Origin of the sequence: Capnocytophaga sputigena, assembly GCF_002302495.1 — a bacterium.
In the GTDB taxonomy this organism is placed as follows: domain Bacteria; phylum Bacteroidota; class Bacteroidia; order Flavobacteriales; family Flavobacteriaceae; genus Capnocytophaga; species Capnocytophaga sputigena.
The window spans coordinates 2,112,839-2,139,259 of sequence record NZ_CP022379.1; the positions used below are offsets into that span (position 1 = coordinate 2,112,839).

Here is a 26,421-nt window from a genome sequence, read left to right on the forward strand (position 1 = left end):
GTTCAATTAAAATTTAATGATTACTTTAGTTTCTTTTATATCGGTGAGCGCAAAAAGCTGCTCTTTTTTTACAGTGATTTTTCCCTTGCCTACGGGTTTAGGTTCGCGGGTTTCCGTTTCGAGAACGGCTTTGCCTTCTTGCAATCCTTTGAGTACCCCCTCGTGAGTTTTGCCGTCGAGGGTAGTGATTTGCACAGTTCTGCCAGCGTTTTTAGTGTATTGGCGTTCCATTACAAAGGGTTCGGTAGCGCCAAAAGAGGTTACTTCTAAAGCGAAATCCACAGTTTCACGATCTAAAGCACCTTCTACAGCACGGCTGAGTTCTATACAATCATCTATACATACGCCTTTATCGCCATCGATAGTGATGCGGATAGTATTATCAGTCCCCACGGTTAAATCGGTGAGGAAGAGTTCGGGGTGATTGCTTAAAGCTTTGTCTACTAACTCTTTAACTTGGTCTTTAAAATTCATTTTCTATAAAAAGAGGGGACTTAAATGTCCCCTCTGATGTTGTTTTTCGGGGCAAAGATACAACGATTTTTCTAAATAACAAGAAAAAAAGTAAAAAAAGTTTTGGAAATTAGATAAATAGGTGGTAGTTTTGGGGCTGTTATTTTAATCTCTCGGGCTGTTCCAATTTAAGTTTTTTTAAGGAGAAATCACTACTTTTTAGCTAAAAGTAGAATAATGAAATTAAAAGTATGAAAGTATATTTTTTGATATTATCATTATTCATTAGTACTCTTGTTTTGGCGCAAGAAAATAGCTTTTCTCAGCAAGATTCTATTATGTTGCTCAGTCAGCTTAAAGATAAAAGTTTTAAGATAGACAAAAGAGTAACAGTTGATTGCATTCCTTCCATAGATATGCATCACTCTACTACCTATAGCAGGGCAAAAGTAAAGAAGGCGTTTAGTGCTATTTTTGATGAGTTTTTCGAGAGAAAACTCAAAGAAAAAGATTTTAAGTTGTTCTATTATCCAGCTATGGATTATAAAACTACGCCAGAAACAGAGCATAAACTTTATGGTCTTGTTTTTAAGGAATATGAAGGTAAGGATGATGATCTTTTGAGGATTTATTGGTTTGAAAAAAAGGATAATAACTTTTATTTTATATGGATAGAATGTGCTATCAAGAATGAATAAGAAATGAGAAATGTAACTTTATTGTTAGGTATTTGGTGTTTGATTTGTGTGATGATCAACCCTCTTGTATTTTGGGAGATGTTGTTTAATAATTTTTTGCATACGAGTGATGATTTTAGGTATAATAATGCGGTTGAAATAATAGGGGGAGCTATATTTTTTACTGCTTTTATAGTGTCACCTATATTTCTCATATATCAAACGGTCTTGAGGTTAATACAAAAGTCTCATTATAAAATATTTAAAATTGTAAAAATTACTTATTTCTTTTTGTTGTTGAATGTAGTTTTTTATAGTTTTATATACTATATTTTGAGCAATGCAACAAAATAAACTTTAGGAAATTAACATAATAAAAGGCTGATTTCACAAGGATTTGTAAATAAAATGAAAAGAAAAGAAACTTTTTTCTTGTAAATAAAAAATAAAAGTCGTACATTTGCCTCATCAAAATGAATAAAATATATAAAAATGAAATATATACTTAACATAGTGATAGGAGTTTTTATGTTAGTTCTTTTGGGATGCAATGCTAAAGAAGAACCTGGTAATTCTCACGAAGACCCTAAAAAAGAAAAAACTAGAGAAGAGTTTATAAAAGAGAAACTTGGTATTCCTGCTGAAGCTCAAATAACGTATGAAACTTTTGGTGTAGTGGGCTATCCATCTTATCTACTTGCTAAAAATAAAAAAACTTTTTACTTCTATAAATATGATGGTGATTACAAAGTTCTTGCTAAACATATTGAAACACTTCCTGAAGATATAGAATTTAGAGGTGAAAAAGTAGGTCAGATAAATACACAGCGTATAGAACCTATTCTATATCAAAAAAATAACATTGCAATCGGAGGTATTAGAGTATCATTTGCTATTGTAGAAAATCCTTCTTATACCAGCTTTCAGTATGAATATTATTCAAAAAAGTTTGTTTTAAGTGATGAAGTCGTAAAAGTAGTAGATATTCCTTATGAAATACAAGGAATAGAATATATGGAAGGAATAGGTTGTTTTATTACTATGGCAGATAATTATCAATCGCGACTATTATACGATACCAATTGGAATTTGTGGGGAAAAGTGCCTTTGTATTTTCATAAATATCCCTATTCTGGTAAAAAATCATTTGCTGTATTGAATAATGATAAGGAAGTAATCTTCTTTGAATTTAAAAATAATAAATTAGTAAAAAAATACACTGCAGAACTTCCTGAGAAAACTGATTGTATTGCTGAAATAAAATTTGAAAAGAACGAAATTTTAATCTATCTTTATAAAAATGGTAATAAAAAGAATTACTATTTCAAATTTACTGGAGAGGAACTAATGTTAGTCAATACATAATGCTATGAAAAAAATATATATACTTATTGTAGGATTTTCTATATTGGCACTCTCAGGGTGTAATACCAAGGACAATAATGATATTATTGGAGAAAAAGAAGAACCTAAAAAAGAAAAGACAAAAGATGAATTGTTAAAGGAAAAACTTAATATTCCTATAGAAGCTGAGATAATAGAGCAAACAATTCCTCGAATAGGTTTTCCTTCCGATGTGCTTGCGAAACACAATAATACGTTTTATTTTTATAAATATGATTCTCAAACCTATAAAGTGCTTTCTAAACACATAGAAATTCTTCCCGATAGTTTAACGTTTAGAGGTGAAAAAGTAGCCCAAATGGATACAAAACGCTTGCAACCCACTTTTGTGTATGTCAATGGATATGTGAGCGTAGTAACTATAAAGGTACAGTTCGAAGATGACGGCGATTTTGAATATGAACTATACAACAAAAAGGTTATCTTAAACGACGAAAATGTAAAAGTAGTAGATATCCCTTATAAAGTAGCCTCCATAAAATACCAAGAAGGCTTAGGGTATTTTGTAACTATAGAAGGAAATAGGGATAAACAATTGCTGTATGATGCTAATTGGGATTTCTGGGGTGAAATACCTATGCAAATCTATACCTATGATTGTTATCATATTAATAAAAAATATGCTGTCCTAAAAAATGAACATGAGATACTTCTCTTGGAATATCAAGGTAATGCTTTTGTAAAGAAATACGTAGGAGTTCTCCCCGAACTAATAACAGGTTATTATCCTAGCTTAAAAGTAGAAAAAGATATTGTCCAAATATATTTCTATAAAGAAGACAATATTAGTCATCAAAAGAATTACTATTTCAAATTCACAGGGAAAGAATTAATTTTGGTTAATATATAATACTATGAGAATACTTGTAACCTATTTGGTTTTAATAGTAATGATAGCTTGTACAAAAGAAGAGGCTACTTCTAAGGTAGAGAAAAATAACTCCAAGCAACAAAATATGGTGATAAAAGCTGAATATACTGATTATTACCATCCTTATATGACGTATGTTGCTGGAGTAAAAGGAAAAACTACTCTCTGTTGTTATACTGTTAAAAAAGGGAAAATCATCGCACAAGGAGAAAAAACGATGCCCCAGAAACTGAAAATACGAGAAAAATGGTTTGATTTCAATGAAGCAAAAATAGTAGTAAGCCATTGTGGTAGTGTAGTGCTAGCATCTTTAAAAGTAGACTATCCTAAAGTGGAGTCACCTGGATTTAGAATTTCTGAACCGGCTTGTTACAAAGAGCATCTTGTAATGGGAAGTGATAAGATATCAGCTATAGAAGTGGATAATATCAATACTATTAAGGCTTATGAAGGAATGGGATACCTTGTAAGTTCACCTGGACTTACTAGTGATCCATATCGTTACTACGATCCTCAATGGTCGTATGTAGGTCTCTTCTATCCATATACACAAATTGAAAATGATAGTAGAAACGGTTGGGATTACTTTGTAGTTGATATACAGAATGAAGTAGTACTTTTTAGAGTTGAAGGACAGCGGGTGATAGCTAAATATACTAAAAAACTACCATTTTCTCCTAAAGAAGAAATTATCCCCGAGTTTTCTAACACTAATAAAACAATCATTTTTAGAGATAAGGATGGACATCTGAAAAATTATATATTAGTGCTCAAAAATGAACAACTTGTAGAAAAAAATAATTGAAACAATGAGAAAAATACTAATATACACTATATTTCTATTCCCCTTTATAGCTTGTCATCTAAAAGAGGAAGAACCCTCCAAACCTAAGGAAGAAATAACTGATAAAAATGACCCCTTTCAAGAATTTAAAAAAGAATTAGGTATTCCTCAAGAGGTAGAAATACAAGGTCAAGAATCAGGCTATCCCGATCCTGAAAATACTTATACTATAGGTAAATATAAAAATACTTTCTATTTTTATTTGATTAGAAACAAGAAGATTATAGCGCAACATCAAGAAACACTTCCTGAAAAAGTGATTATAGATGGACGTAACTTCAATACCGAGGAACTAAAACTAAATTTCTATAGAGATAATGAGGTGCGAGTAGGTCGTATAGTTGCACAACAACCTTTGGTAGAACCACAAGGATTTAGAGAAGATAAAGATAGATATTATCACAAAAAATTTGTCTTTTCCAATGATAAAATCTATGAAGTATCTCTTGAAAAACTATATGGTATTAGTAAAGAAGGAGACTTAGGTTTCTTTGTTCAAATTTATTCTAGAACCGATAGACCGCGATTGGCTTACAATAAAGAGTGGCAGCTATTAGGTAAAGTAGCAGGGTGGGGGCAAAGTAATTATTGGGAAAATGATACGTTCTATGCTATAAAAAACAAGAACACTCTTACCCTTTTTAGAATGAACAATAAGCAGGTTATAGCTAAGTATACCTATATACTTCCTTTCAGCGATGAAGATGTAGTGCCTATAATAGAAGCTCGCGAAAAATTCGAGATTTTCTTTGAAGATAATGAAGGTAATAAAAAAACATATAGTCTGAAATTCGAGAATGATAAAATTATTCCTAACACATAAAATTTAATTAATAACTAAAAAAAATAAAGTCTTATGAAAAACATCTTAGTAACCACCGATTTTTCTGAGAAGTCTATCGCTTCTCTTCACGTAGCAATAGAATTGGCTAAGAAACACAAAGCTAAAATCTATTTGTTGCACGCTATAGAATTGCCAGTGCGTTTAATGACCGAGAGTCAAGTATCTGTGCCCGAGGCTATGTATTTTCTCAACCTCACCAAACAGCGCTTTAACGATCTCCGTCAAACTCTCAATACCGATGTAGAAATCTTCGATTTGGTAGAAACATCGCCTCTGCCCGATGCCGTAGAAGATGTTGTGAAAAAACACCATATCGACCTTGTGTTTATGGGATCTAACGGTGCTTCAGGAGCAAAAGAATTATTCATCGGTTCTAATGCCGAAAAAGTGATTCGCTCTGCCTCTGTACCTGTATTAGTAATTAAAAATCCACACGAAAAACTCAAAATCAAACATATAATGTTTGGTTGCGACTTCTCTAAACGATTTTTAAAACCTTTTGAAAAAGCGTTGAAATTAGCCAAACTCTTTGGTGCTAAAGTAGATTTGGTATATGTGAATACGCCTTATCAGTTCCTTACCACTCACGAAATCAACCACCGTATGGAAGAGTTTCTTAAAGAAGCTGAGCACGTGCGTCAGCATTACGAAACTCACGTGTACAACGATATTCGTGTAGAAACAGGTATTCTCAACTACGTGAAAGATAATAAAATAGACCTTATCTGTATGTTCCCTAACGGACGCAAAGGTATCGCTCATTTCTTCAACGGCAGTATTAGTAGCGACCTCGTAAATCACTCTAATACTCCGGTACTTACTATTAGGGTAGAGAAAGAGAAATAGTAGTTTTTGTAGTATGGACTTTGCCAAAGTTTCCTGCTTATGTAGCTTGCATCTTTGGCAAAGTTTTTTTTGTGTCTACAAATTTACCAATCGGCAAATTTGCTAATTTGTAAATTATTTGTATCTTTGCCCCGAATTACATAAATGAACACTTGGGGTCGACCGGTTTTGACAGTAAGTGACATTGAACAGTAAGCATACCGAGCTGTGAAATGAATGCTCGTTAATCTCTATTTCAAAATTTTAAATGGCGAGAATAACTACGCTCTTGCTGCCTAATCTGAAGTTTAGTAAGATTGCTGGCTAAGTCTCTACAAGGTAGGGAAGCGAGATGTCTCTGAAAAGCCCTTGTTGACGGCGTTTCGTACAGAGGCACCATAAAAGTCAACATTGAACCTGCGGTACGCTTCTGCTAAGGGTTCTTAATTTTAGGAAGCTAAGCGCAAAATGGGCGGTACTCGGTCAGTTTTGCGATGAAAATCAAACGAGTACTAAGTATGTAGAAAGCTCTTTGATGACTTATTTGGACGAGAGTTCGATTCTCTCCGACTCCACTAAACAAGTAACAGGCAATAGGTAACACGTAACAATTAAAAGTTGATAGGTTATTGATTGCCTTTTTCTGTTTTTTTAAATCATTTGCTAATTTTCTAATTTGCTAATCATACCGTGTGGATCGTAATTCGTGAAAATATCAAAATAGCTCTCGACAGCATTCGCGGACAGCTATTGCGCACTATTCTCACCGTGCTCATTATCGCTATTGGTATTACTGCATTGGTGGGCATCCTCAGTGTGATTACCGCTTTGCGCAATACCCTCGAAGGTAACTTCTCTTCTATGGGAGCAAATACCTTTTCTATAACTCGTTATCAGTATACTCAGCGTGCTGAAGGTAGCGGAACTACCCAAAAACCTCATCCTTATATCACTTATCAAGAGGCAACTGCTTTCAAAGAACAGTTCAATAGTCCGTTTGCCAAAACAAGTATTTCTATAAATGTCGCTTCAGCAGCCGAAGTGAAGTACGAAAATAAAAAAACCGACCCGTTAGCGGCAGTAATAGGGGTAGATGAGTACTATATCAGTAATTCAGGATTAGAAATAGGGGAAGGACGTGATTTTAGTGATTTTGATATCCAAAACAACAGCAAAGTATGTGTCATAGGTCCCGATTTTAAGAAAACTCTCTTCAAAGATATAAATCCTATCGGAAAAACTATTTCTATACGCGGTTATAAATTCAAAGTAATAGGGGTACTCAAAGAGCAGAGTTCTTCTTTTGGCAACTACGAAAATTTTCAAGTGTTCATTCCCTTAAATATTGCACGTGCCGCTTTTCCTGTAGATAATCCCAACTTCCAATTAAAAATAAGCGCCCAAAGTAAAGATCAACTCGACGGATTGGTAGATGATGCTATCGTCGTGATGCGCAATCTTCGTCAGTTAGCGCCTTTACAAGAGAATAATTTTGGTATAGAACGCAGCGACGACCTTTTGCAACGTATAGGTAATATCACAGGCACACTCACTATTGCAGGTTTTGTAATTGGGCTCATCACTATTTTAGGTTCATCCATAGCCTTGCTGAATATTATGCTCGTTTCAGTAACCGAACGTACCAAGGAAATAGGCATTCGCAAAGCATTAGGAGCAAAACGCAAATCCATAACCTTACAGTTCTTCACCGAAACTTTGCTTATTGCACAAATGGGAGCTATTGCTGGTATTATATTAGGTATCAGTTTAGGATTTGTGATAGCCAAAGCCGTAAAATTCCAATTTACTATTCCTTGGGGCGTGATAGCAATAGCCATTATTATTGCAGTAGTAGTATCTGTAATTTCTGGCTTGTACCCCGCGATGAAAGCCTCAAAATTAGACCCCGTTGAAGCATTGAGATATGAATAAAATAGTACATAACATCGTTTTAGCTTGCGTAGCTTTGCTAACTTTCCAAAGCTGCTCACAACCCACCCCCGTAAATCAAAATCCAAACATCACCGCTGATAATCTCGTTGAAGAGATTGCAAAACAAGTAAAACACTATCCATCTGAACCCCAATATGTGATGCATTACTTTAATGGGGTATGCAATTTTGAGATTTACATTAATGATTTCAAAGTTGTTAAAAGCTTTAATAATGAGTCTTTTAAAACATCTGAAAGAATTAATCCTTTTCTTCTTTCAAAAAATAATCAATTAAAAATAATTCTCTACCCAAAAGATAGTGTTAATAAGTTGAATCTGCAAGCTGGATTAGATTTAAAAGTAAATTCGTATGAGAATACTGATAGATTCTCAATAGAAAAACAACAAGACAAAATATTTACCTATCATACTCCAGAAGACGAAAATGGCTTTTTTAAATTTGCAGGGAAAAAATACTTTGAACAAACAGTAGCCTTTACGCTCCCCAATGTGCCTTATAAAATAGAAGGCTGGAAAGATAGTCAAGATTTAAGAAATTTTGATAAGAAGCTCTTGGAGCAAAAAGTATTACAAGCTTATCAAATGATTCAAAAATCATTTAAAGAGCGTGATTTAGACAAAATAGCTCAATTCTCATATAATAAAATGAAAGACCAAGCTATTGCTCAATATTTTGATGAAGAAGAAGTGCAAGAGGGATGGGAAGAACTTATTTCCATTGCAGGTGCTGATAATTTAGAATTCTTTCCATTAGAAAATTATGAGTTAGTTTTTTATGGAGAGGGTAGATTAGTGGGCTTAAAAAGCAAAAAGAAAGACAAAGGTTTTCGAGGAGCTTCTGCATTGTTGTGTAAGTTTAAAAGAGAAGGAAAATGGGTAGGAGCTGAATTGGATTACTTATTACATATCCCTCAAGGCGAAACAGAATTTAAAGTGTATTGATATGAATGTACCTCTTATGTTCAATAACCTCCATATAGAAAATGAACCTGTAAACATCCCTTTCCCTAATGGTATTACCCTCACTATAAAACGTGAGGACAAGAACCACCCTTTTGTGTCGGGTAACAAGCTCCGCAAACTCAAGTATAACATTGCCAAAGCACAAGAGGAAGGCAAGGATACCATCCTCACTTTTGGAGGGGCTTATTCTAATCACATTGCTGCTACAGCCGCTGCAGGGCAAATTGTAGGTTTGAAAACTATTGGTGTGATTCGTGGCGATGAATTAGCTTCTAAAATAGATGTTAACCCAACGTTAAAGTTTGCTAAATCTTGCGGAATGGATTTTCTATTTGTGAGTCGTGAAGATTACCGACAAAAACATACACCCGAATTCTTGGAGAATCTCCTGAAACGCTATGGTAACAATATTTATATAGCCCCCGAAGGTGGTACTAACGCGCTGGCTGTGAGGGGATGTGAGGAAATTCTTACCCCCGAAGATAGTGCTTTTGATGTGATATGTAGTGCTGTGGGTACTGGCGGTACCATCTCTGGGCTTATCAATGCAAGCGCTAATCGTCAGAAAGTCATAGGATTTCCTGCTCTCAAAGGCGAATTTCTTAGTGAGGTAATCAAGCAATATACTACCAAAACAAACTGGGAGTTGATACACGATTATCACTTTGGTGGTTATGCCAAAGTGAACGATGAATTGGTAGATTTTTTAAATGATTTTAACAGTCAAACAAAAATTTTATTAGACCCTATATATGTAGGTAAAATGATTTTTGCTATCTTTGCCCTCTCAAAGCAAGGGTATTTTGCGTCCAATACCCGCATTTTAGCCATCCATACTGGTGGTTTACAAGGAATTAAGGGCTTTAACAACGAACGAATTAAAAAACATAAAAGTATATTGAATTATGATGAAAAGATTTAGTTTGCTATTACTATTTCTCTTTATAATATCATCTTGCTCTGAACAGAATTATAAAAATGGAAAAAATTCTAATTCTGTAATTTATCGTGGGCAACGACCTACACCCCGTGTCGAGGTGAAAAAAACTACCCATTCTGAGCTTGCACAAAGGAACAAAGCCTTAGCGGATTCAAAACTCAACCGCAAAGATTTCGTGGAAGACGATTTCCACGAGGTGCCGCCTGCTTTGCAAGTAACAGGGGCGGTAACCCAAAAGTATATAGAGGATTACAAAGATATCGCTATGGTGGAAATGCAACGCTACAACATTCCTGCAAGTATCACCTTAGCCCAAGGTATCTTAGAAAGTGGCTCAGGGCAAGGTCGCTTGGCGCGCTATGGCAATAACCACTTCGGTATCAAATGCCACGCTACTTGGAACGGCAAAACTATTACCCACGACGACGATGAGAAAAGCGAGTGCTTCCGCCGTTACAAATATGCTTACGAATCTTTTGAAGATCACTCTCAATTCTTGGTAAAACGCGGTAGATATAGCTCTTTGTTTGAGTTAGACCCTACCGATTATGAATCGTGGGCTCACGGACTCAAAAAAGCGGGCTACGCTACCGATCCTGCCTATGCTAAAAAATTGATTGTTCTTATCAAGAAATTCAACTTGCATCTGTACGACAATCAGGTAATTGCAATGAAGGGCGCAGAACTCAAAATGCCTAATACTGATGTCATTTCAACACCTACACCTAAAATTGCAGCAAAAGAAACTACACAACCAGCAGCGCAGCCAGTAGTTAAGGAAATAGCTAAACCAGTAGTCAAAGAAACACCAAAATCGGTAGTCAAAGAAACACCTAAAGTTATAGCTAAAGCCGAAACACCTAAAGCTCCTACGGCTAAACCTGCTTCAGCACCTGCTAAAGAGAGTCCTGTCAAAAAAGAGGCAATTGCTCAAGTGTTTTATCAAGTGCAAACAGGCGATACTTTGTATAAAATAGCACGTGAGCAGCAAGTGCCTGTACAACAACTGATGAAACTCAATAACTTTGATGATGTAGCTAGTAGCAACCTAAAGGTAGGGCAACAAATTCGTGTAAACTAATGACTTTTGCAGAGCTAAAAGCGCATATTCACAACTGCTTACAACCTTTGTACCCTAAGAGTGAAATCAATTCTTTTTATTTTATTCTCTTGGAGCACTATGTTAACTATACTACAGCCGATGTATTAGCCAATGCTGATACACTCCTTACAGATAATATAAAACGATCTATACAACAAGCGATTACAGAATTACAAACAGCCAAACCCATACAATACATTTTGGGCGAAACTGAGTTCTTCTCTAATCGTTTTTTTGTAGATGAGAATGTCCTCATACCCCGACCCGAAACCGAAGAATTAGTAGATTGGGTATTGCAAACTTATCCTGATAAAAACTATCCATTGCACATTTTAGATATAGGTACTGGCAGTGGTTGTATTGCGATTTCATTAGCGAAAGCCTTGCCCAAGTCTGTGGTTACAGCTATAGACGTTTCGCCTAAAGCTATAACCGTGGCACAGCGCAATGCCGACCGCAATGGAGTAAAAATTCAGTTTTTGCAATGTGATATTTTACAAACCGAAACACTTCCACAAAAGTATGATGTGATCATTTCTAATCCTCCTTATGTACGTGAATTAGAAAAGACTGAAATGCATAGCAATGTGCTTAGTTATGAACCTCATTTAGCGCTTTTTGTCCCCGATGAGCGTCCGCTGTTATTCTACGAACAAATAGCAACCCTCGCTCAGCAATATCTAAAGCCTGAAGGTAGTTTGTTTTTTGAAATTAATCAGTATTTAGCAGCCGAAATGCAAGCGATGTTAACCCAAAAAAACTTTGCCGAAATCACACTTCGTCAAGACCTTTCTGGCAACGATCGTATGCTTTGCGCAAAGTTAAATAACATCAGTTCGATATAACAGAAATTGATTTACAGCAATATAACATAATATATTTACAAAATAATCCACCGTCAAGTGAAAATTCGTGAAATTACTTACCTTGAACTCACATTAAATAAACTCCGATAACTCTGAGAGTACTGAGACCTCCAAGAGCTCTAATACTCAGAGAACTCTCACCACCTCGAACTCAATGCCTTACTGTTTAAAATTTGGTATTTCAAAAAAAAGTATTACCTTTGCCAAAAATTACTGAGTGGGTCTTGTAGTTCAACGGATAGAATAGAAGTTTCCTAAACTTTTGATCCAAGTTCGATTCTTGGCAGGACCACTTGTTTTAATCAGTAAAGATTATGAAAGATTTAAACGTATACATCGAAGAGTTGCTCTACAAACACCAATGTGTGATTATCCCTAAATTTGGAGCATTTATCTCTAATAGAAAATCAGCCAAAATGGCTGACGATAAAACTTTTGACCCTCCTAAACGAGAGCTTAGTTTTAACGCAAGCCTCAATTCTAATGATGGCTTGCTAATAAAATATGTCTCAGAACAATCTGGTATCGACTACAAGCTTGTAGAAGATTATATAAACCTTGCCGTAGAAGGATGGAAACGCATCTTGCAACAGGAACAACCCTTGGAGTTAGAAAGAATAGGTACTTTGCGCCAAACACGTGAAGGACGCGTTTCTTTTGAACCTGCTAACGATGTAAATTACCTTACCGACTCTTTTGGTATGGGACCCTTTGTGCCTCACGAAGTTACTACTTCTGACCTTCAAATCGCTGAAAATCAAATCAAACCTACAATAGACCCTCAATCAATTCTTCCTCCTGAAGAAAAATCACTTGCAGCCATAGAGAGTCCAGTTTCACAACCCGCTCCTCCTGTAGAACCCGTTTCTCAACCCGAAGTAGAAAATGTGGTTCCTCCTCAACCTAACAAGAGCAAAAAGCAATTCAAATTGCGCCCATATATCAAATATACAGCTGTGGCAATGTTAGGATTGGCAATTTTGGCTTATGGTGCCTATGCTTTGTTTAGTGAAAAACTCGCTAATGGTAACCCCGATGAACAACAATATGTAATTACTGATAGTTTGGTACAAGAACGTTTAAATCAACAACTTAGTGAAGCAGCTGTATTTACACCTCCTATCACTATGCCGGTGATCAACCTTACCCCAGAAAAAGGTAAGGCAAAACCTGAATCTAAACCTAAAACGGTTGCTGAATCACCTAAACCTACAAGAACAGAACCTGCTCCAACCTCAAAACCTACACAAGCTACTACAGGTGTTAAGCCTACACAAGCTACTGCAGGCGCTAAACCTACGCAAACTACCGCAGGTACTAAACCTACACAAGCTACAACAAGTGCCAAACCTACTAACACAAGTGCTCCAAGCACCCCTAGCAAACCATCTCCTTTGGCTAACAAAAAATACCAAGTGATTGCAGGGGCTTTTAGTTCCGAGAAAAATGCACAAGCTCGTGTACAACAACTTAGAAAGATAGGATACCCTAATGCTTTCGTGTTGGGCGTAAATGCTAAAGGTCTATACCAAGTAAGCTATGGTGGTTTCGATTCTCCCGATGAAGCAAGACTACAACAACGCGAAGTACAAGCATCCAAACAAGAGAAAAAACTCGATGGTGGATGGATACTCACTCAACCCTAAAAAAATGATACCATACAAGAAAACCCCTTCTGATTCACGTACCATACTCACCGACCTCGTACTACCTGGCGAAACCAATCACCTAAACGCTATGTTTGGGGGCGAGCTCCTCGCTCGTATGGATAGAGCCGCAAGTATTGCCTCTCAGCGCCACTCTGGGCGTGCTACAGTTACCGTATCGGTAAATCACGTAGCCTTCACCCATAGCATACGCGTAGGGAGTATAGTAACTGTAGAAGCTGCTATTTCTCGCGCTTTCTCCTCTTCTATGGAGGTGTATATAGATGTGTGGATGGAAAATACTTATGGTGAACGCACCAAAGCTACCGAGGCTATCTACTCATTCGTAGCGGTAGACGAGAATGGTCACCCCGTAAAAGTACCCGAATTAGAACCCGAAACCGAGCTCGAAAAAGAGCGATATAAAGGCGCTTTGCAACGTCGTCAGCTTAGCCTTGTGATTGCAGGTAAGTTGTCTCCACACGATGCTACCGAGCTAAAAGCCCTATTCACCGAGTTAGAAAATAGTTGATGTAATAGTAGAACCGCCAATGTAAAAGGCGGTTTTTTGTCTTAAAAACAAAGAAAAAATGACCTTATCAGAAGAAAATCACTTGAAAGCTATCTTTCATCTCTATGCCGAAACTAAAGAAGCGGTGAGTACCAATGCTATTGCTGAAGTGATGAATAATAAAGCTTCATCGGTAACCGATATGCTTAAAAAATTAGCCGATAAACAACTCATCAACTATGTGAAGTATCAAGGAGTTACCCTCACTCCAAAAGGTACTCAAAAGGCTATTGGTATCATTCGTAAACACCGCTTGTGGGAAGTGTTCTTAGTAGAGAAACTCAACTTTTCTTGGGACGAAGTTCACGAAATAGCTGAAGAATTAGAACATATCCAGTCCGAAAAATTGATAGAACGCCTCGATGCTTTCTTAGGATTTCCCCAAAAAGACCCTCACGGCGACCCCATCCCTAATAAAGAAGGCGTTTTCACTACCACTATCCAAACCCTTTTAAGCGAACTCAAGCAAGGTGATAAGGGAGTGTGTGTAGCAGTAAAGAACACCTCTAAAGAGTTTTTGGTATATCTCAATAAAATGAATATTGCTTTGGGCGACGAGATAGAAGTACTTAGCAAAGAACCTTTTGACGACTCTATGTTCCTATTAGTAAATGATAAACATATCAATCTATCTGCAATGGTTTGCAGAAATATATATGTCAATGGAAATATTAAAGAAAAATGAATAAGAAAAAACTAACCCTCATTATAGCCCTAATTGCTGTAATAATAGCTGGAGCTTACTGCACCTATAATTATTTTAGCAAACTCCGCTTTGAAGAGAAAACAATAGAACGCAGCGACGAAAATTGCGAAGACGATTGCTTTTCAGTGAGCTTAAACTATTTGCATTGCAAAGGCAATAGCGAGTTCGCAAAGAATTTCAATAAAGAAATAGAAATACAAATCTCTAACTTCCTTCTTTCTAATGAAGATACTTTGCAAGTGGAAGGCATCAGTATTGAAAAAGCCTTAGATAGTTTGAGCAACGACTACTACAAACTTCACGGTCATTTCCCCGATCTCCCAGCTTTCGAGTTCATCGTTACCGATAGCATTATGTGGCAGAATAGCAAAATGTTATCTTTAGTCTCTAAACGTTATGCAGCTACGGGCGAAGCGCAACCTATACAAACTAAAGTGTTCACTCACTTTGCACTCGATAACGGTGAGGTAATTACTAATGAAAATCTTTTTACTGATGACCAAAAAGTAACTCAAATTGCCGAACGCTATTTCAAAAAAGCAAAAGAGAACGCTCCTGAAAATCAATTAGCCGATAAAAAAATAGATTTTGAAGATGGAGTATTTTGCCTTCCTAACAAAATGGGAATTGCTGCCGATGCTCTCATCTTGTACTACGATCCTTTTGAAATTGCACCTTATTTAGATAAACCTTTTGAAGTGAAAGTGCCTATCAAAGAGATTATGCCTTACCTCACTTTCGCCGATCATAAATAATATAATGAAAGAACAATTAGCAATACTCCATAACGCTCTCTTACAAAAAACTGAAATAGAAGGTCTCGCTTTTTTAGCTGAACAATTTCCTAATGAAATTGTTTTCTCTACTAGCTTTGGATTGGAAGACCAAGCGGTTACACATCTCATTTTGGCGAACCAAATCCCTATCAGTATTTTTACTTTAGATACAGGGCGCTTGTTCAACGAAACTTATTCAGTTTGGGAAAGCACTGATGAACGTTACAATACACACATCTTGCCTTATTATCCCAAAACAACTGATATAGAAGAGTATGTACATAAAAATGGACCTCTATCATTCTACCGCTCAGTAGAACTCCGCAAAGAGTGCTGCCATATCCGCAAGGTAGAACCTCTTGGCAGAGCGCTCAAAGGTAAAAAAGTATGGGTCACAGGGCTTCGTGCCGACCAAAGTACAGCACGCAAAGACCTCCCTATACTCGAGTGGGACGATACCTATCAGCTCTTTAAGTACAACCCTATACTCCATTGGACTTTCGAGGATACTAAAGCCTTTATCAAAGCGCATAACATTCCGTACAACGTATTGCACGACAAAGGTTTTGTGAGCATAGGTTGCGCTCCTTGTACCCGTGCTATCAAAGAAGGTGAAGATTTCCGCGCTGGTCGTTGGTGGTGGGAAAGCAATAGCAAAAAGGAATGCGGTCTCCACGAACACAAATAAATTGATAAATTGACAAATTGATAATATGACTTTTTTCAAAACCCTCTTAGCTACAATTCTCGGATTCTTTATCTCTATGGGGATATGCCTGCTCCTTTTCCTCGCCTTCATTTCTGTGATGATAAGTTCAGTAGTAGGAAGTTCTTCAGGTGAAGAAATAACCGTGAAAGACAATTCAGTATTAGAACTCGCTTTCAACGAGCCTCTTACCGATTATGGTGAGCGTATTAGTTTTAAGGATTTCGACTATACCTCTCAGTCTTACAACGGACTGAATACTACCCTTAAAGCTATTCAAAATGCAAAAACCGATAAACGTATCAAGGGTATTTACCTCAAAAGTACGGGTAATATTGGCGGTTTAGCGTTCGCTCAAGAACTGCGCAAAGCCTTAATAGATTTCAAAACTTCTGGTAAGTTCGTCTTAGCTTATAACGATGAAATTTCTCAACTCGACTATTATCTCCAAAGTGTTGCCGATAAAATTTATATAAGTCAACTGGGAAGTGTTGCTTTGCGGGGGCTTTCTTCCGAAGTGCTTTTCTTCAAAGGTTTGCAAGAGAAAACAGGAGTACAAATGGAAGTCATTCGCCACGGTAAATACAAAAGTGCTGTAGAACCTTTCTTAGATAATAAGATGAGCGATAACAACCGTTTGCAAATCTCTCAATTGCTCAATGCAATGTGGAGTGTTATCGCTACCGATATCTCCAAAAGCCGCAACATCTCTGTTGATAAAGTCAATGAAATCGCTACAAACATAGGCGGACGTAACGCTCAACTCGCTAAAAACAACGGATTAGTAGACGATATCCTCTACCGCGATGAGTTTGAAAAAATCATCTGCGACAAAACCGGTAGCAAGAGTATTGATAAAGTAGATTTTATCAATATAGAAGATTACGCCGAAGCAGTGGTGGGTAAAGCTTCAAATAATAAAACTAAAGATAAAATTGCGGTTATCTATGCCGATGGCGAGATTATGCAAGGCGAAGGTCGTGCCGAAGTAGTGGGTAACGAAACCATTATCCGTGCTTTGCGCAAAGCCGCCGATAAAAAAGAAGTAAAAGCAATTGTCCTCCGCATCAATTCCCCTGGCGGTGATGCCTTAGCTTCAGAGTTGATGCATCGAGAAATAGAGATAACTAAAAAGAAGAAAAAGGTATATGTGTCTATGGGTAATTACGCTGCTTCAGGTGGTTATTATATAGCTTGTAATGCCAATCGCATTTTTGCTGAAGAAGGTACCATTACAGGATCTATCGGGGTATTTGGCGTGATTCCTAACGTAAATGCTTTAGCTACTAATTGGGGTATAACTGCCGAAACGGTAAGCACTCACCCTAATGCTCAATGGTATAGCCTTTATCAAAAGCCTACTGAACAATTCAGAAAAGAAATGACCGAATCTATTGAACAAGTGTATACTGTATTTTTAGACCGTGTAGCCCAAGGACGTGGCAAAACAGTAGCTCAAATAGACTCTATCGCACAAGGAAGAGTGTGGAGTGGTAAAGAAGCCCTTGCTAATGGTTTGGTAGATGAACTCGGTTCTCTCAACGATGCTATTGCCTACGCCGCTAAAGATAACGGACTTAAAGAATATCGTACGATTTCTTATCCTGTATTCGAGATGGATTTCAAAACAATGTTCCGCCGTTTTGGTGCTCAGTTAAGAGGAAATAACCTGCGTGACGAAATGGGGGTAGAAGCTTATGAAGTATATCAGCAGATAAAACGCATCGCCCAACAACGCGGGGTACAAGCCCGTTTAGAATATGATGTGAAACTGAAATAGTTATGGACTTTAACACAAAATTAACATCCTAAAACTTGTTCATATCATTTTTATTAGCTACATTTGTACAATAAAACATTAAAACCTATCTATTATGAAACGTGCAATGTTTGAGTACACAAAAATGATTTTATCAAAGGTAAGTTTCGATCCAAACTTATTTTACAAAGAACTCAAAAAAGCAATAGATAGACTATTGCCCTATGAAGTAGAAGAACTAAAAGTTTGGCTCGATGCCTACACTAAAAATAAGCCCGAACTATCCCACTGCAAGGTGCTTATGGATAAATAATAATAAAGCTGCCTACGTAAGTAGGTAGCTTTTTCTTATCTCTTACCTATTATCTAAAAATGAACATCACGAGTACTCAAAATCCTTTAATAAAGAAAATAGCTCTTTTGAGTGAGAAATCGCGCGAACGCAAGAAGCAAGGTTTATGCGTAGTAGAAGGCGCGCGCGAAATACGTTTGGCTTTGCAAGGAGGCTATAGCCTTGAAAATCTTCTATATCAGCCGGATATCTTCAGTGAGCGACAACTTAATGAATTGCTCAGTTATACTACCCAAAAACTCACGCCTATTGCTATCAGCAAAGAAGTGTATGAGAAGATTAGCTATCGCAGTTCTACTGAGGGGGTGATAGCTTTGGTAGAAGTAAAAAAACACGGTTTAGACACTTTGGCATTCAGCACTAAAAAACCTTTGCTATTAGTAGCCGAAGCTCCCGAAAAACCGGGGAATATAGGGGCGCTCCTGCGCACTGCCGATGCTGCCCATATAGATGCTGTGATTATCGCCAACCCTAAAACCGATCTCTACAACCCGAATATCATCCGCTCGAGTGTGGGCTGTGTGTTTACGGTGCCTATCGCCACAGGTACTACTGCCGAGGTTATTGATTTTCTGAAAGCTAAAAACATCAGCAGTTATTGTGCGGCTCTCACGGCATCTAAGCCTTACTACGAAGTGTCGTTTAGTGAAGCCTCAGCCATAGTAGTAGGCACTGAAGACCAAGGCCTCACCGATGAATGGCTCACCCATAGCACCCAGAATATCATCATCCCAATGGAAGGTGTAATCGATTCTATGAATGTATCAGTAGCTGCTGCTGTACTCATCTTTGAGGCAAAACGCCAAAGGGTAATGACAAACTACGAATAACGAATTACGAATATGAAACACCTCATAACAATTCTTTTTCTATTCTTTTGTAGTTTATCAGTGGAAGCACAATATACGCTCTCCACTCCTAAAGAAATTGACATTATAGCTGTTGATGAACGGGTAGGCTTTACTTTTTATTACATAAAAGAGAAGGGTGATTATATTGCATATCAATTGGAATGCAAAGAGGAAAGAGATATACAGAATAACAAAATGTATAATCTTTCTCTAAAAGAAGTAGCTACGATTAAAAAACGAAAAATTAAAAAGGAATTAGAGGAAAAGGGAGTTTTCTATACCAAAGATCTTCGCAGTACAACGTATGCTGATTTTAATAAGAAAAAATGGTCTTTAGGCGGAGGGGTAATACTCAGTTTTGTCAATACATCGTATATAGTTGAACAGTACTTGGAAGCGTACAAATCTACTTCATTGTCGTTCGTACCTATTGTAATCCAACTATCTAAGGATAAGTGTATTTATCTATTAGGGAAAGGGTATAGCTGGAATCGTATATACAACGCCTTGCTTCCTTTTAAAGATAGAGATGAGTTAGTGGGATATAACATCAGTGGGGAGTTGGAACCTATTCAGCTTGATAAAGGCTATATAGCTGATGCTATGGGACATAAAGACTTGTATTTCAAAAAGCCTAAAGCAGATAAATACGAGTTGGTAAACATATTGGGAGCTAAGGTATTACCTGATGAATATGACAATATTTACTATTCTGAGAGTATATTTGTTACAGAAAATAATGGGAAGATAGAAGTTTATAATCTGCATCAGGATAAGATGGATATAGGTGATATAAAAGCGTTTTATCTCTATGATATGGGGATAGAGGTACTCAAGGAAAGTGGAGCGGCTTACTACGATGCTTATGGCAAAAAAGTAACAGAGCTTCCTAATCTTAATAAGGGAGATGACTGTTATGTTATCTCTAACACGCAATTGCATATAGGTGAGCTATGGGGTGAGTATCTCAGTAAAAAACGTTCTGTTGTAAAAGAAATGGGTGAAACAATAACCGAGATACATCGCGATAAAAACTTGTATTATTTAAGAGTTGAAAAGAACGGTTATAAAGGATTGCTTCTTTGTAAACTTACTCCAGAAGAAAAATTTACAGAAGAAGAATTGCTACCAATAGTATATGATAAATTGTATTATGAAAGCAATAATCAGTTCTTTTTTGAGAAAGACAACAAAAAAGGATTCTATCCTCAGCAAAAAGAGCCTTCTTACAATGAGGTTAAAAAATGTACTTTTCATTTCTATGAGATAGAAAAAGGTGGTAAGCGAGGCTATCTCGATATAAAGACCTTTAAAGAATACTTTTTTTAATTGACAAAAAATGAAATACAAAAAGCTGTCTAACAAAGAAATGTTAGACAGCTTTTTTGCTTATTATCAATTGTTTTAAAATCTTGTAGAGGCGCCACCACCTCCAGAGCGCCCTCCTCCAAACGAACCACCAAAGCTACCGCCTCCAAAACTGCCACCTCCAAACGAACTACCTACCCCAAAGCCAATGCCTCGTCGGTAATTACGGTTGTGTTCAATCTTGAAGCTCTTTTCTTCTGTATGCAGGTGGTTGCAATTTTTGCAACGGAATTGCACTGTAATTTTTATGTAATCACCTATTGTATCACGGGTTACTTTTTCGACAACGGTGGTGCCTGTACGCTCACATTCTTCACAAATCATCTCGGCGAGCAATTGCTTTTTAAGTCGCTTGCAATGGTAATGCCAGTAGATAGCAAAAGGTAATATAGGGAAAAAGATTATCAGTAGAGGGATGTATTTTTTTGAAATGCTTACATTTTCTATAGTCAAATACTTCACATAAGGCGATATAGCAGGATTAGCCATTTGCTCTTTTATTTCTTTTCTAGTCTTTCCAAAAATCATAAGAATAAAAAAGAAAAAAGCTATGGCACTATAGAATATTCCAGAAAACATTTCTTTTATTTCTTCCCACCAACTTGAGTTTTCTTGTGCTTCCAGTAGTTGTGGTAGGTCGGAATCACCTGAGATGACTTTTTGTATTTCTTCAGCCCCTGCAATGAGTCCAGCACCATATTGTCCTTTCTTCATCAGAGGGATCATTGTGCGCGTTTGTATGAGTTTGCACAAGCCGTCTGGTAGAGTCCCTTCTAAGCCATACCCCACTTCTATAGTGATAGCTCGCTGCTCGGGTTCGGTGATCAAGAGCATTAGTAAGCCGTTGTCTTGGTCTTTTCGCCCTAATCCCCATTCAGTAAAAAGTTCATAACCAAAATCGCGTATATCGGCATAATCGTCGGTAATGCGAGGCAAGACTACCACTGCCATTTCCACTCCTTTTTCAGCACGCAAATTCCTACAGATAGCATTAAGACTTTCAGTCTCGGCAGCTGTGAGCAAGTGCTGAGGGTCGGTAGTATACTGCTGACTGTCCTGCAATTGTACATTAGGGACTGTCTTTACCGTATAAGCCTTTTGGGCAGAGGTGAGCCCTATGCCAATGAGAAACGAAAATAGTAGAGGTAACAGCTTGTTATTCATTTTTTTTAGAAACTTACTTTAGGAGCTTTTTCACTACCTTCATCGGCTTTAAAATAAGCAGATTCATTAAATCCAAAAGCTGAAGCGAAGAGGTTGTTAGGAAAACGGCGGCGAGAGGTGTTATAGTCTTTTGCTGCGCTGTTGTAGTTTTTACGAGCTACAGCAATGCGGTTTTCACAACCTGATAATTCTGCTTGTAAGGCTGTAAATTGTTCACTTGCTTTTAGGTCAGGGTAGGATTCAGTAACCATTAGCAAACGACCGAGGGCTTGAGAGAGTTCTCCTTGTGCTTTATTGTATTGGGCTAATGATTCGGCATCTAACTTCTCGGGGTTGATGTTGATTTGTGTCGCTTTGCTGCGTGCCTCAACAACCTCTTTTAAGGTAGTGCTTTCGTGTTTGGTATAACCTTGAACAGTTGCCACAAGGTTAGGAATAAGGTCGGAACGGCGTTGGTATTGAGTTTCTACTTGCGCCCACTCACTGTGCAATTGTTCTTGTTTGTTTACCAAGCCATTATAGGCTGAAACAGCAAATATTCCTATGAGCACTACAGCTCCAATAAGGATAAGAGTTGATTTTTTCATTCTTTTTTTTAACTTAAAAAATTAATATTGGGGCAAAGATAGTAATAATTTGTCAATTAACCAATTATCAATTGTTAATTGATATTCAAGCATTTTGCTTCACTGAGGTTGGGGAAATTTACCACTACCATAAGTGTATCGTTAGTATTAGTGTAGTGTGTTTGCAAAACTTGCTTGATAATCGCTTCACTTTCAGGTTCAAAACTCGATTTTACAAAAACGACTTCTTTGGGGAAAATCACCGTGGTTGCCTCTTTGCATAAATTGTAGTTGTAGGAGAGGCAATCTTCTTCTAAAAAAGGTTTTTTACAATGCAATAGCTGAGTGTATTTATCTATCAGTAACCGTTTGTTGAATACCTCTTTTTCTATAAAACTATCGTTTTTGTACTGATATATCACATCAGTTTCATAGTCTATTTTGCTAAAAGACATTATCGGTTCTATGGCTATATTGGCATCAGAGAATAGGAATTTAGCAAAGGTAAAATCTTCAAAATCTACAAAATTTTGTGACGATGTGTATCTTTGGTAGGCAAAACCTTCTTTTTTGGGGTAATATACGATTTTGCCGTTTTTCAGCAATTCGTATAGTTCAGGGTCTTTGTGTGATAGAACTTTTAAAAATTCAGTAGCCGAAAAACGTTTGTTATGAGCGTAGTAATAATCGTAGTAGTAGCGGTAGAGTCTGCTTTCTTTTTCAGCGTAATAAACAGCTGTTTTCTGTTGGGCATATTTAACAAATAGTAATCCTGCTCCCGCTAAAAGAAGCAAAATGATAGCAACAATAGTGATGACTTCTTTTCTCATAGTGTAGCCATTTCTTCGTTTAGCCAATCGGCAAAAGGCAGTAATTCAGTGTCTTCTTCCCAGTATTCAAGAGGAATATCCGAATAAAATGTGCCAAAAGCATCGGGTTGGGTAGTGATAAATCCCGCTTGATGACCGACATTAGGGTAACACACTAATAAAACTTTTGGGAAGAGATATTCACCAGTTCCTTCAAATACTTCAGCTGAAAAGGCTTCCCATTGATTAGGAGGAAAAAACTGATAGGCAAAACCTAGTTCGTCTTCAAAAAGGGTGCAAGCTCCCAAGGTAATGAGGAAAGTTTTGAAAGTTTCGGGCAGCTTGATGTGGTGCTGAGCTTCAAAATCAGCTATTTCTTCAGGGGTAACAGTTGCTTGTTGGGTAAAACGATATTGTTCATTGCCAAAATGCACAAAAGCGCCATTACTTTCTGTAAGGAGTTTTTGTAAGATTGCTAAGTTTTTAGTGAAGTGTTCCATAGTTTTGAGGGTTCTTGTTCATTTTTATGATTAAAAGAACTTCACAAAGATAATGCTATTATTTTAATTAGCAAACTTTGGAAAACAAAAAAGCACAATAACTAAAATGATTAGCTATTGTGCTTTTAAAATTTATTGTCTTTTAACTCTTATCTCTTAACTGCTCTAAGGATTTCTCCTACCCAGAGCACTGCACTGGTAGCACCAATGATAATTGCCCAATCTACCAATTTGAGAGGCGTTACATTGAACATCTGTCCGCCGAAAGTAGTGATGAACACTTGTCCTAATACAATGGCTAAGGCGATGAGCATAAATCCTTGACTCTTACCGAGGTTGTTGAAAGCGCTCTTGCCGGTGCGGTAAGCTTTGGCATTGAACATATTCCAGAATTGCAAGAATACGAATATCGAGAAGAATAAGGAAAGTTCATAAGCTGATAAACTGCCTTCAGGAGCTCCAAAATGGAAGAAATGTCTTGCATAATCGCTGATAGAGAACTCGGTGAGACTTGTGATGTCTTCATTCTTAAAATACTGAATGAAACCAAAGAGCAATAATACAAAGAATCCTCCTACCCCAAAGATGCCTTTTGCCATTGGAGAGCTGATGATATTAGCGCCACGCGCACGTGGTTTGTCGTTCATCACGCGGTTGCTTGGTGGCAATGATGCTAACGCCAAAGCAGCAAAGGTGTCCATAATGAGGTTCACCCAAAGCATTTGGGTTACAGTAAGCGGTGATTCTACCCCTAAGAAAGCCCCAATAAGCACGATGATACACGCTGCTACGTTGATGGTCATCTGGAAGAGGATAAAACGCTGAATGTTCAAATAAAGCGAACGTCCCCACATCACAGCTTTACCAATACTGCTGAATGAGTTGTCCAAAATGGTGATGTCTGAGGCTTCTTTAGCTACCGAAGTACCATCACCCATTGAAAGACCTACTTGCGCAGCTTTGAGGGCTGGTGCATCGTTAGTACCATCACCGGTTACAGCTACTACTTCTCCTTTTTGTTGGAGTAAGTTTACTAAGCGAGCTTTGTCAAGCGGACGTGCGCGCGAAATCACACGCAGGTCGCCTATGCGGTCTAAAAGTTCGGCATCACTCATTGCGGCAAACTCTACACCAGTAATCTGGTTGCGGTCGGTGCAACTGTCGTCCCACAAATGTATTTGGCGAGCGATTTCTCTTGCCGTACCAGGAGTATCTCCAGTTACAATTTTCACCTGAATGCCTGCGTGCATACACTCTTCAATAGAAGCAGGTACATCAGGGCGTACAGGGTCAGAAATAGCAGTGATACCTATAAAGTGCAAGCCGTTTACTACGAGCTTACCGTTTTCGGAGATAATCGCTTTAGGATCATCAATCACTTTATACGCAAAACCGATAGTACGCATCGCTTGGTTTTGGTATTGCAAAAGTTTAGCCTCGAAATCGGCTTGTGAAATATCTGAAAGGAATTTACCGCCTTCGTGGCAGAAAGTCATTACTATTTCAGGCGCTCCTTTTACGTACAACACAGGTTTGCCAAGTGTAGGCGATTGTACCAAAGTAGCCATATATTTGCGTTCGGTAGAGAAAGTGAGTTGCTGTAATACCTCGCTCTCTTCGCGTATCGGCAAGTAGTTGATACCTTTGCCGTAGAGCCACAAGAGGAGGGCTCCTTCGGTAGGGTTACCCAATACGCTGGGTTTATCTTTATCAGTGAAATCAAGATAAGCGGTAGAGTTCACAGCCATAGATTCGGCTATAAGTTTCTCATCAATACCCGCGTTGAAGAAAGTCTCGTAGATGGTCATTTGGTTTTGGGTGAGCGTACCCGTTTTGTCAGTACAAATCACGGTAGTAGCCCCCATTGTTTCGCAAGCGTGCATTTTGCGCACGAGGTTGTTAGTAGCCATCATACTGCGCATGCTATATGCCAAACTGAGGGTAACACTCATTGGCAAACCTTCGGGTACCGCAACTACTACTACGGTAATGGCAATCATCACGGTGTTAAGTAGGTAACCTCCAAAGGATACCCAGTCAATAGCGTCTAAACTATTTGCAGGATTGGTGAAATATACAATAAGGCGACCTACAATCACCAAAGCAGCTATTGCATAACTAATTTTAGTAATCATTCCTGCCAAATGGTCTAATTGTTCGTTGAGCGGGGTTTTTACGCTATTGTCTATCTGTACACCTTCAAACACTTTACCGTATTCGGTAGCATCACCCACTTTTTTTACCTCAAAAATACAGTGTCCATCGGATACTGAAGTCCCACGACAGATGTAGTTAGAAGGGTAAGTAGCTTCGGCTTCAAAATCGGCAGGATTCGTAGTTTTGTGTACCATAGGCTCTCCAGTAAGCGTCGATTCGTTCACGTGTAACGATACCGCTTCAAGGAGTTCTCCATCGGCTGGTATTTCCTCTCCTGTTTCTAAGATAACCACATCACCTACAACGATATCTTTTTTGAGTACTTGGGTAATACGCTCATTGCGAATAACTTTATAGTAGATATCATCGTTTACTTGATTGAGGATTTCAAACTGTTTGTTAGCTTTCTGTTCAAAATAAAAAGCCACTCCAGTAGCCAAAAGTACGGCAAAGAGGATACCTACAGGCTCTAAAAAGGCGTGGATACCCGTATTGTGTACTGTAAATTCATAGGTAGATACCCCAAATGAGAAGACGAGGGCTACCAGCAGAATAATGATAATAGGGTCAGTAAATTTCTCTAAGAATTGCTTCCAAAGAGGTTCACCCTCTACTGATGAGAGTGAGTTTTCGCCGTGTTTGGCACGACTTTCAAGGACTTGCGCATCGGTAAGCCCTTTGTAATGGTGTTTTTCTGCCATAGTTATTTAAAATGATTAAAGTGCAAAGATAGATATAATTAGCGAA

26 protein-coding genes, 1 tRNA gene and 1 other RNA gene are annotated in these 26,421 nt (G+C 37.7%); 22 read left to right on the plus strand and 6 right to left on the minus strand.

What is annotated here, in order from left to right; translation table 11 throughout:
* Window positions 1–6: 6 nt before the first annotated feature.
* A complete protein-coding gene (gene rimP / locus CGC57_RS09510) occupies window positions 7–474 on the minus strand; it encodes a ribosome assembly cofactor RimP (protein ID WP_002679480.1) in 468 nt (155 codons plus the stop codon).
* A 230-nt stretch (window positions 475–704) separates the two neighbouring features.
* On the opposite strand from rimP, the gene CGC57_RS09515 reads away from it, so the two are divergent.
* The 22 genes from CGC57_RS09515 to CGC57_RS09625 all read left to right on the plus strand — a co-directional run bounded on the left by CGC57_RS09515 (window position 705) and on the right by CGC57_RS09625 (window position 20,439).
* The gene (locus CGC57_RS09515; RefSeq protein WP_095898936.1) at window positions 705–1,151 is read left to right on the plus strand and encodes a hypothetical protein; all 447 of its coding nucleotides are present in this window, start codon (window positions 705–707) and stop codon (window positions 1,149–1,151) included.
* Window positions 1,152–1,622: 471 nt separating this feature from the next.
* Window positions 1,623–2,495, plus strand: coding sequence for a hypothetical protein (locus tag CGC57_RS09525; protein ID WP_095898938.1), 873 nt, complete (start codon window positions 1,623–1,625; stop codon window positions 2,493–2,495).
* A 4-nt stretch (window positions 2,496–2,499) separates the two neighbouring features.
* Window positions 2,500–3,384, plus strand: coding sequence for a hypothetical protein (locus CGC57_RS09530; protein ID WP_002679488.1), 885 nt, complete (start codon window positions 2,500–2,502; stop codon window positions 3,382–3,384).
* A 4-nt stretch (window positions 3,385–3,388) separates the two neighbouring features.
* Complete coding sequence (locus CGC57_RS09535) at window positions 3,389–4,210, plus strand: hypothetical protein (protein WP_095898939.1); 822 nt, start codon at window positions 3,389–3,391, stop codon at window positions 4,208–4,210.
* 4 nt (window positions 4,211–4,214) lie between these two features.
* Complete coding sequence (locus CGC57_RS09540) at window positions 4,215–5,072, plus strand: hypothetical protein (RefSeq protein WP_002679497.1); 858 nt, start codon at window positions 4,215–4,217, stop codon at window positions 5,070–5,072.
* A 33-nt stretch (window positions 5,073–5,105) separates the two neighbouring features.
* Complete coding sequence (locus tag CGC57_RS09545) at window positions 5,106–5,939, plus strand: universal stress protein (RefSeq protein WP_095898940.1); 834 nt, start codon at window positions 5,106–5,108, stop codon at window positions 5,937–5,939.
* 154 nt (window positions 5,940–6,093) lie between these two features.
* Window positions 6,094–6,496: a transfer-messenger RNA gene (gene ssrA / locus CGC57_RS09550) on the plus strand.
* Between the two features lie 112 nt (window positions 6,497–6,608).
* A complete protein-coding gene (locus CGC57_RS09555) occupies window positions 6,609–7,850 on the plus strand; it encodes an ABC transporter permease (protein WP_095898941.1) in 1,242 nt (413 codons plus the stop codon).
* Window positions 7,843–8,814: a hypothetical protein gene (locus CGC57_RS09560; RefSeq protein WP_095898942.1), complete on the plus strand. Its 972-nt coding sequence runs from the start codon at window positions 7,843–7,845 to the stop codon at window positions 8,812–8,814. The genes CGC57_RS09555 and CGC57_RS09560 overlap by 8 nt, the downstream gene beginning before the upstream one ends.
* A 1-nt stretch (window position 8,815) precedes the next feature.
* A complete protein-coding gene (locus CGC57_RS09565; protein WP_095898943.1) occupies window positions 8,816–9,757 on the plus strand; it encodes a 1-aminocyclopropane-1-carboxylate deaminase/D-cysteine desulfhydrase in 942 nt (313 codons plus the stop codon).
* Window positions 9,741–10,856, plus strand: a complete 1,116-nt coding sequence (locus CGC57_RS09570; RefSeq protein ID WP_095898944.1) for a glucosaminidase domain-containing protein — start codon at window positions 9,741–9,743, stop codon at window positions 10,854–10,856. Before CGC57_RS09565 ends, CGC57_RS09570 begins: the two co-directional genes overlap by 17 nt.
* Window positions 10,856–11,722 (plus strand): peptide chain release factor N(5)-glutamine methyltransferase, encoded by an 867-nt coding sequence (prmC, locus tag CGC57_RS09575; protein ID WP_095898945.1) that lies wholly within the window; start codon window positions 10,856–10,858, stop codon window positions 11,720–11,722. The genes CGC57_RS09570 and prmC overlap by 1 nt, the downstream gene beginning before the upstream one ends.
* Before the next feature lie 241 nt (window positions 11,723–11,963).
* A tRNA-Arg gene (locus CGC57_RS09580) sits at window positions 11,964–12,035 on the plus strand.
* A gap of 22 nt (window positions 12,036–12,057) precedes the next feature.
* A complete protein-coding gene (locus tag CGC57_RS09585; RefSeq protein ID WP_095898946.1) occupies window positions 12,058–13,389 on the plus strand; it encodes an HU domain-containing protein in 1,332 nt (443 codons plus the stop codon).
* A gap of 4 nt (window positions 13,390–13,393) precedes the next feature.
* Complete coding sequence (locus tag CGC57_RS09590) at window positions 13,394–13,921, plus strand: acyl-CoA thioesterase (protein ID WP_095899497.1); 528 nt, start codon at window positions 13,394–13,396, stop codon at window positions 13,919–13,921.
* A 58-nt stretch (window positions 13,922–13,979) separates the two neighbouring features.
* Window positions 13,980–14,645 carry a metal-dependent transcriptional regulator gene (locus CGC57_RS09595; protein ID WP_095898947.1) on the plus strand — a complete coding sequence of 222 codons (666 nt, stop codon included), beginning with the start codon at window positions 13,980–13,982 and terminating at the stop codon, window positions 14,643–14,645.
* Complete coding sequence (locus CGC57_RS09600) at window positions 14,642–15,421, plus strand: DUF3298 and DUF4163 domain-containing protein (protein WP_095898948.1); 780 nt, start codon at window positions 14,642–14,644, stop codon at window positions 15,419–15,421. The genes CGC57_RS09595 and CGC57_RS09600 overlap by 4 nt, the downstream gene beginning before the upstream one ends.
* A 4-nt stretch (window positions 15,422–15,425) precedes the next feature.
* Entirely contained in the window at window positions 15,426–16,130 is a 705-nt protein-coding gene (locus CGC57_RS09605; RefSeq protein WP_095898949.1) for a phosphoadenylyl-sulfate reductase, read from the plus strand.
* A gap of 25 nt (window positions 16,131–16,155) precedes the next feature.
* Entirely contained in the window at window positions 16,156–17,928 is a 1,773-nt protein-coding gene (gene sppA, locus CGC57_RS09610; protein ID WP_095898950.1) for a signal peptide peptidase SppA, read from the plus strand.
* A gap of 94 nt (window positions 17,929–18,022) precedes the next feature.
* Complete coding sequence (locus CGC57_RS09615; RefSeq protein ID WP_002679358.1) at window positions 18,023–18,220, plus strand: hypothetical protein; 198 nt, start codon at window positions 18,023–18,025, stop codon at window positions 18,218–18,220.
* A 59-nt stretch (window positions 18,221–18,279) separates the two neighbouring features.
* Window positions 18,280–19,089 (plus strand): TrmH family RNA methyltransferase, encoded by an 810-nt coding sequence (locus tag CGC57_RS09620; RefSeq protein WP_002679509.1) that lies wholly within the window; start codon window positions 18,280–18,282, stop codon window positions 19,087–19,089.
* 12 nt (window positions 19,090–19,101) lie between these two features.
* On the plus strand, window positions 19,102–20,439 hold the full coding sequence (locus CGC57_RS09625) for a hypothetical protein (RefSeq protein WP_095898951.1): 1,338 nt from the start codon (window positions 19,102–19,104) through the stop codon (window positions 20,437–20,439).
* 75 nt (window positions 20,440–20,514) lie between these two features.
* Here CGC57_RS09625 and CGC57_RS09630 read toward each other — a convergent pair whose 3' ends face one another.
* From CGC57_RS09630 to CGC57_RS09650, 5 genes are all read right to left on the minus strand, one after another.
* The gene (locus tag CGC57_RS09630; protein ID WP_095898952.1) at window positions 20,515–21,642 is read right to left on the minus strand and encodes a TPM domain-containing protein; all 1,128 of its coding nucleotides are present in this window, start codon (window positions 21,640–21,642) and stop codon (window positions 20,515–20,517) included.
* A gap of 5 nt (window positions 21,643–21,647) precedes the next feature.
* On the minus strand, window positions 21,648–22,229 hold the full coding sequence (locus CGC57_RS09635) for a LemA family protein (RefSeq protein WP_002679465.1): 582 nt from the start codon (window positions 22,227–22,229) through the stop codon (window positions 21,648–21,650).
* A 74-nt stretch (window positions 22,230–22,303) separates the two neighbouring features.
* Window positions 22,304–23,038, minus strand: coding sequence for a hypothetical protein (locus CGC57_RS09640; protein WP_002679448.1), 735 nt, complete (start codon window positions 23,036–23,038; stop codon window positions 22,304–22,306).
* On the minus strand, window positions 23,035–23,517 hold the full coding sequence (locus CGC57_RS09645; RefSeq protein WP_095898953.1) for an SMI1/KNR4 family protein: 483 nt from the start codon (window positions 23,515–23,517) through the stop codon (window positions 23,035–23,037). The genes CGC57_RS09640 and CGC57_RS09645 overlap by 4 nt, the downstream gene beginning before the upstream one ends.
* A 149-nt stretch (window positions 23,518–23,666) precedes the next feature.
* Window positions 23,667–26,375, minus strand: coding sequence for a calcium-translocating P-type ATPase, PMCA-type (locus tag CGC57_RS09650; protein WP_095898954.1), 2,709 nt, complete (start codon window positions 26,373–26,375; stop codon window positions 23,667–23,669).
* Between the last annotated feature and the right edge of the window lie 46 nt (window positions 26,376–26,421).

Excerpts from the sequence above, each read along its gene's own strand:
- rimP (WP_002679480.1), bottom strand. The coding sequence starts at position 474 with ATGAATTTTAAAGACCAAGTTAAAGAGTTAGTAGACAAAGCTTTAAGC.
- CGC57_RS09515 (WP_095898936.1), top strand. The coding sequence starts at position 705 with ATGAAAGTATATTTTTTGATATTATCATTATTCATTAGTACTCTTGTT.
- CGC57_RS09525 (WP_095898938.1), top strand. The coding sequence starts at position 1,623 with ATGAAATATATACTTAACATAGTGATAGGAGTTTTTATGTTAGTTCTT.
- CGC57_RS09530 (WP_002679488.1), top strand. The coding sequence starts at position 2,500 with ATGAAAAAAATATATATACTTATTGTAGGATTTTCTATATTGGCACTC.
- CGC57_RS09535 (WP_095898939.1), top strand. The coding sequence starts at position 3,389 with ATGAGAATACTTGTAACCTATTTGGTTTTAATAGTAATGATAGCTTGT.
- CGC57_RS09540 (WP_002679497.1), top strand. The coding sequence starts at position 4,215 with ATGAGAAAAATACTAATATACACTATATTTCTATTCCCCTTTATAGCT.
- CGC57_RS09545 (WP_095898940.1), top strand. The coding sequence starts at position 5,106 with ATGAAAAACATCTTAGTAACCACCGATTTTTCTGAGAAGTCTATCGCT.
- CGC57_RS09560 (WP_095898942.1), top strand. The coding sequence starts at position 7,843 with ATGAATAAAATAGTACATAACATCGTTTTAGCTTGCGTAGCTTTGCTA.
- CGC57_RS09565 (WP_095898943.1), top strand. The coding sequence starts at position 8,816 with ATGAATGTACCTCTTATGTTCAATAACCTCCATATAGAAAATGAACCT.
- CGC57_RS09570 (WP_095898944.1), top strand. The coding sequence starts at position 9,741 with ATGATGAAAAGATTTAGTTTGCTATTACTATTTCTCTTTATAATATCA.
- prmC (WP_095898945.1), top strand. The coding sequence starts at position 10,856 with ATGACTTTTGCAGAGCTAAAAGCGCATATTCACAACTGCTTACAACCT.
- CGC57_RS09585 (WP_095898946.1), top strand. The coding sequence starts at position 12,058 with ATGAAAGATTTAAACGTATACATCGAAGAGTTGCTCTACAAACACCAA.
- CGC57_RS09590 (WP_095899497.1), top strand. The coding sequence starts at position 13,394 with ATGATACCATACAAGAAAACCCCTTCTGATTCACGTACCATACTCACC.
- CGC57_RS09595 (WP_095898947.1), top strand. The coding sequence starts at position 13,980 with ATGACCTTATCAGAAGAAAATCACTTGAAAGCTATCTTTCATCTCTAT.
- CGC57_RS09600 (WP_095898948.1), top strand. The coding sequence starts at position 14,642 with ATGAATAAGAAAAAACTAACCCTCATTATAGCCCTAATTGCTGTAATA.
- CGC57_RS09605 (WP_095898949.1), top strand. The coding sequence starts at position 15,426 with ATGAAAGAACAATTAGCAATACTCCATAACGCTCTCTTACAAAAAACT.
- sppA (WP_095898950.1), top strand. The coding sequence starts at position 16,156 with ATGACTTTTTTCAAAACCCTCTTAGCTACAATTCTCGGATTCTTTATC.
- CGC57_RS09615 (WP_002679358.1), top strand. The coding sequence starts at position 18,023 with ATGAAACGTGCAATGTTTGAGTACACAAAAATGATTTTATCAAAGGTA.
- CGC57_RS09620 (WP_002679509.1), top strand. The coding sequence starts at position 18,280 with ATGAACATCACGAGTACTCAAAATCCTTTAATAAAGAAAATAGCTCTT.
- CGC57_RS09625 (WP_095898951.1), top strand. The coding sequence starts at position 19,102 with ATGAAACACCTCATAACAATTCTTTTTCTATTCTTTTGTAGTTTATCA.
- CGC57_RS09630 (WP_095898952.1), bottom strand. The coding sequence starts at position 21,642 with ATGAATAACAAGCTGTTACCTCTACTATTTTCGTTTCTCATTGGCATA.
- CGC57_RS09635 (WP_002679465.1), bottom strand. The coding sequence starts at position 22,229 with ATGAAAAAATCAACTCTTATCCTTATTGGAGCTGTAGTGCTCATAGGA.
- CGC57_RS09640 (WP_002679448.1), bottom strand. The coding sequence starts at position 23,038 with ATGAGAAAAGAAGTCATCACTATTGTTGCTATCATTTTGCTTCTTTTA.
- CGC57_RS09645 (WP_095898953.1), bottom strand. The coding sequence starts at position 23,517 with ATGGAACACTTCACTAAAAACTTAGCAATCTTACAAAAACTCCTTACA.
- CGC57_RS09650 (WP_095898954.1), bottom strand. The coding sequence starts at position 26,375 with ATGGCAGAAAAACACCATTACAAAGGGCTTACCGATGCGCAAGTCCTT.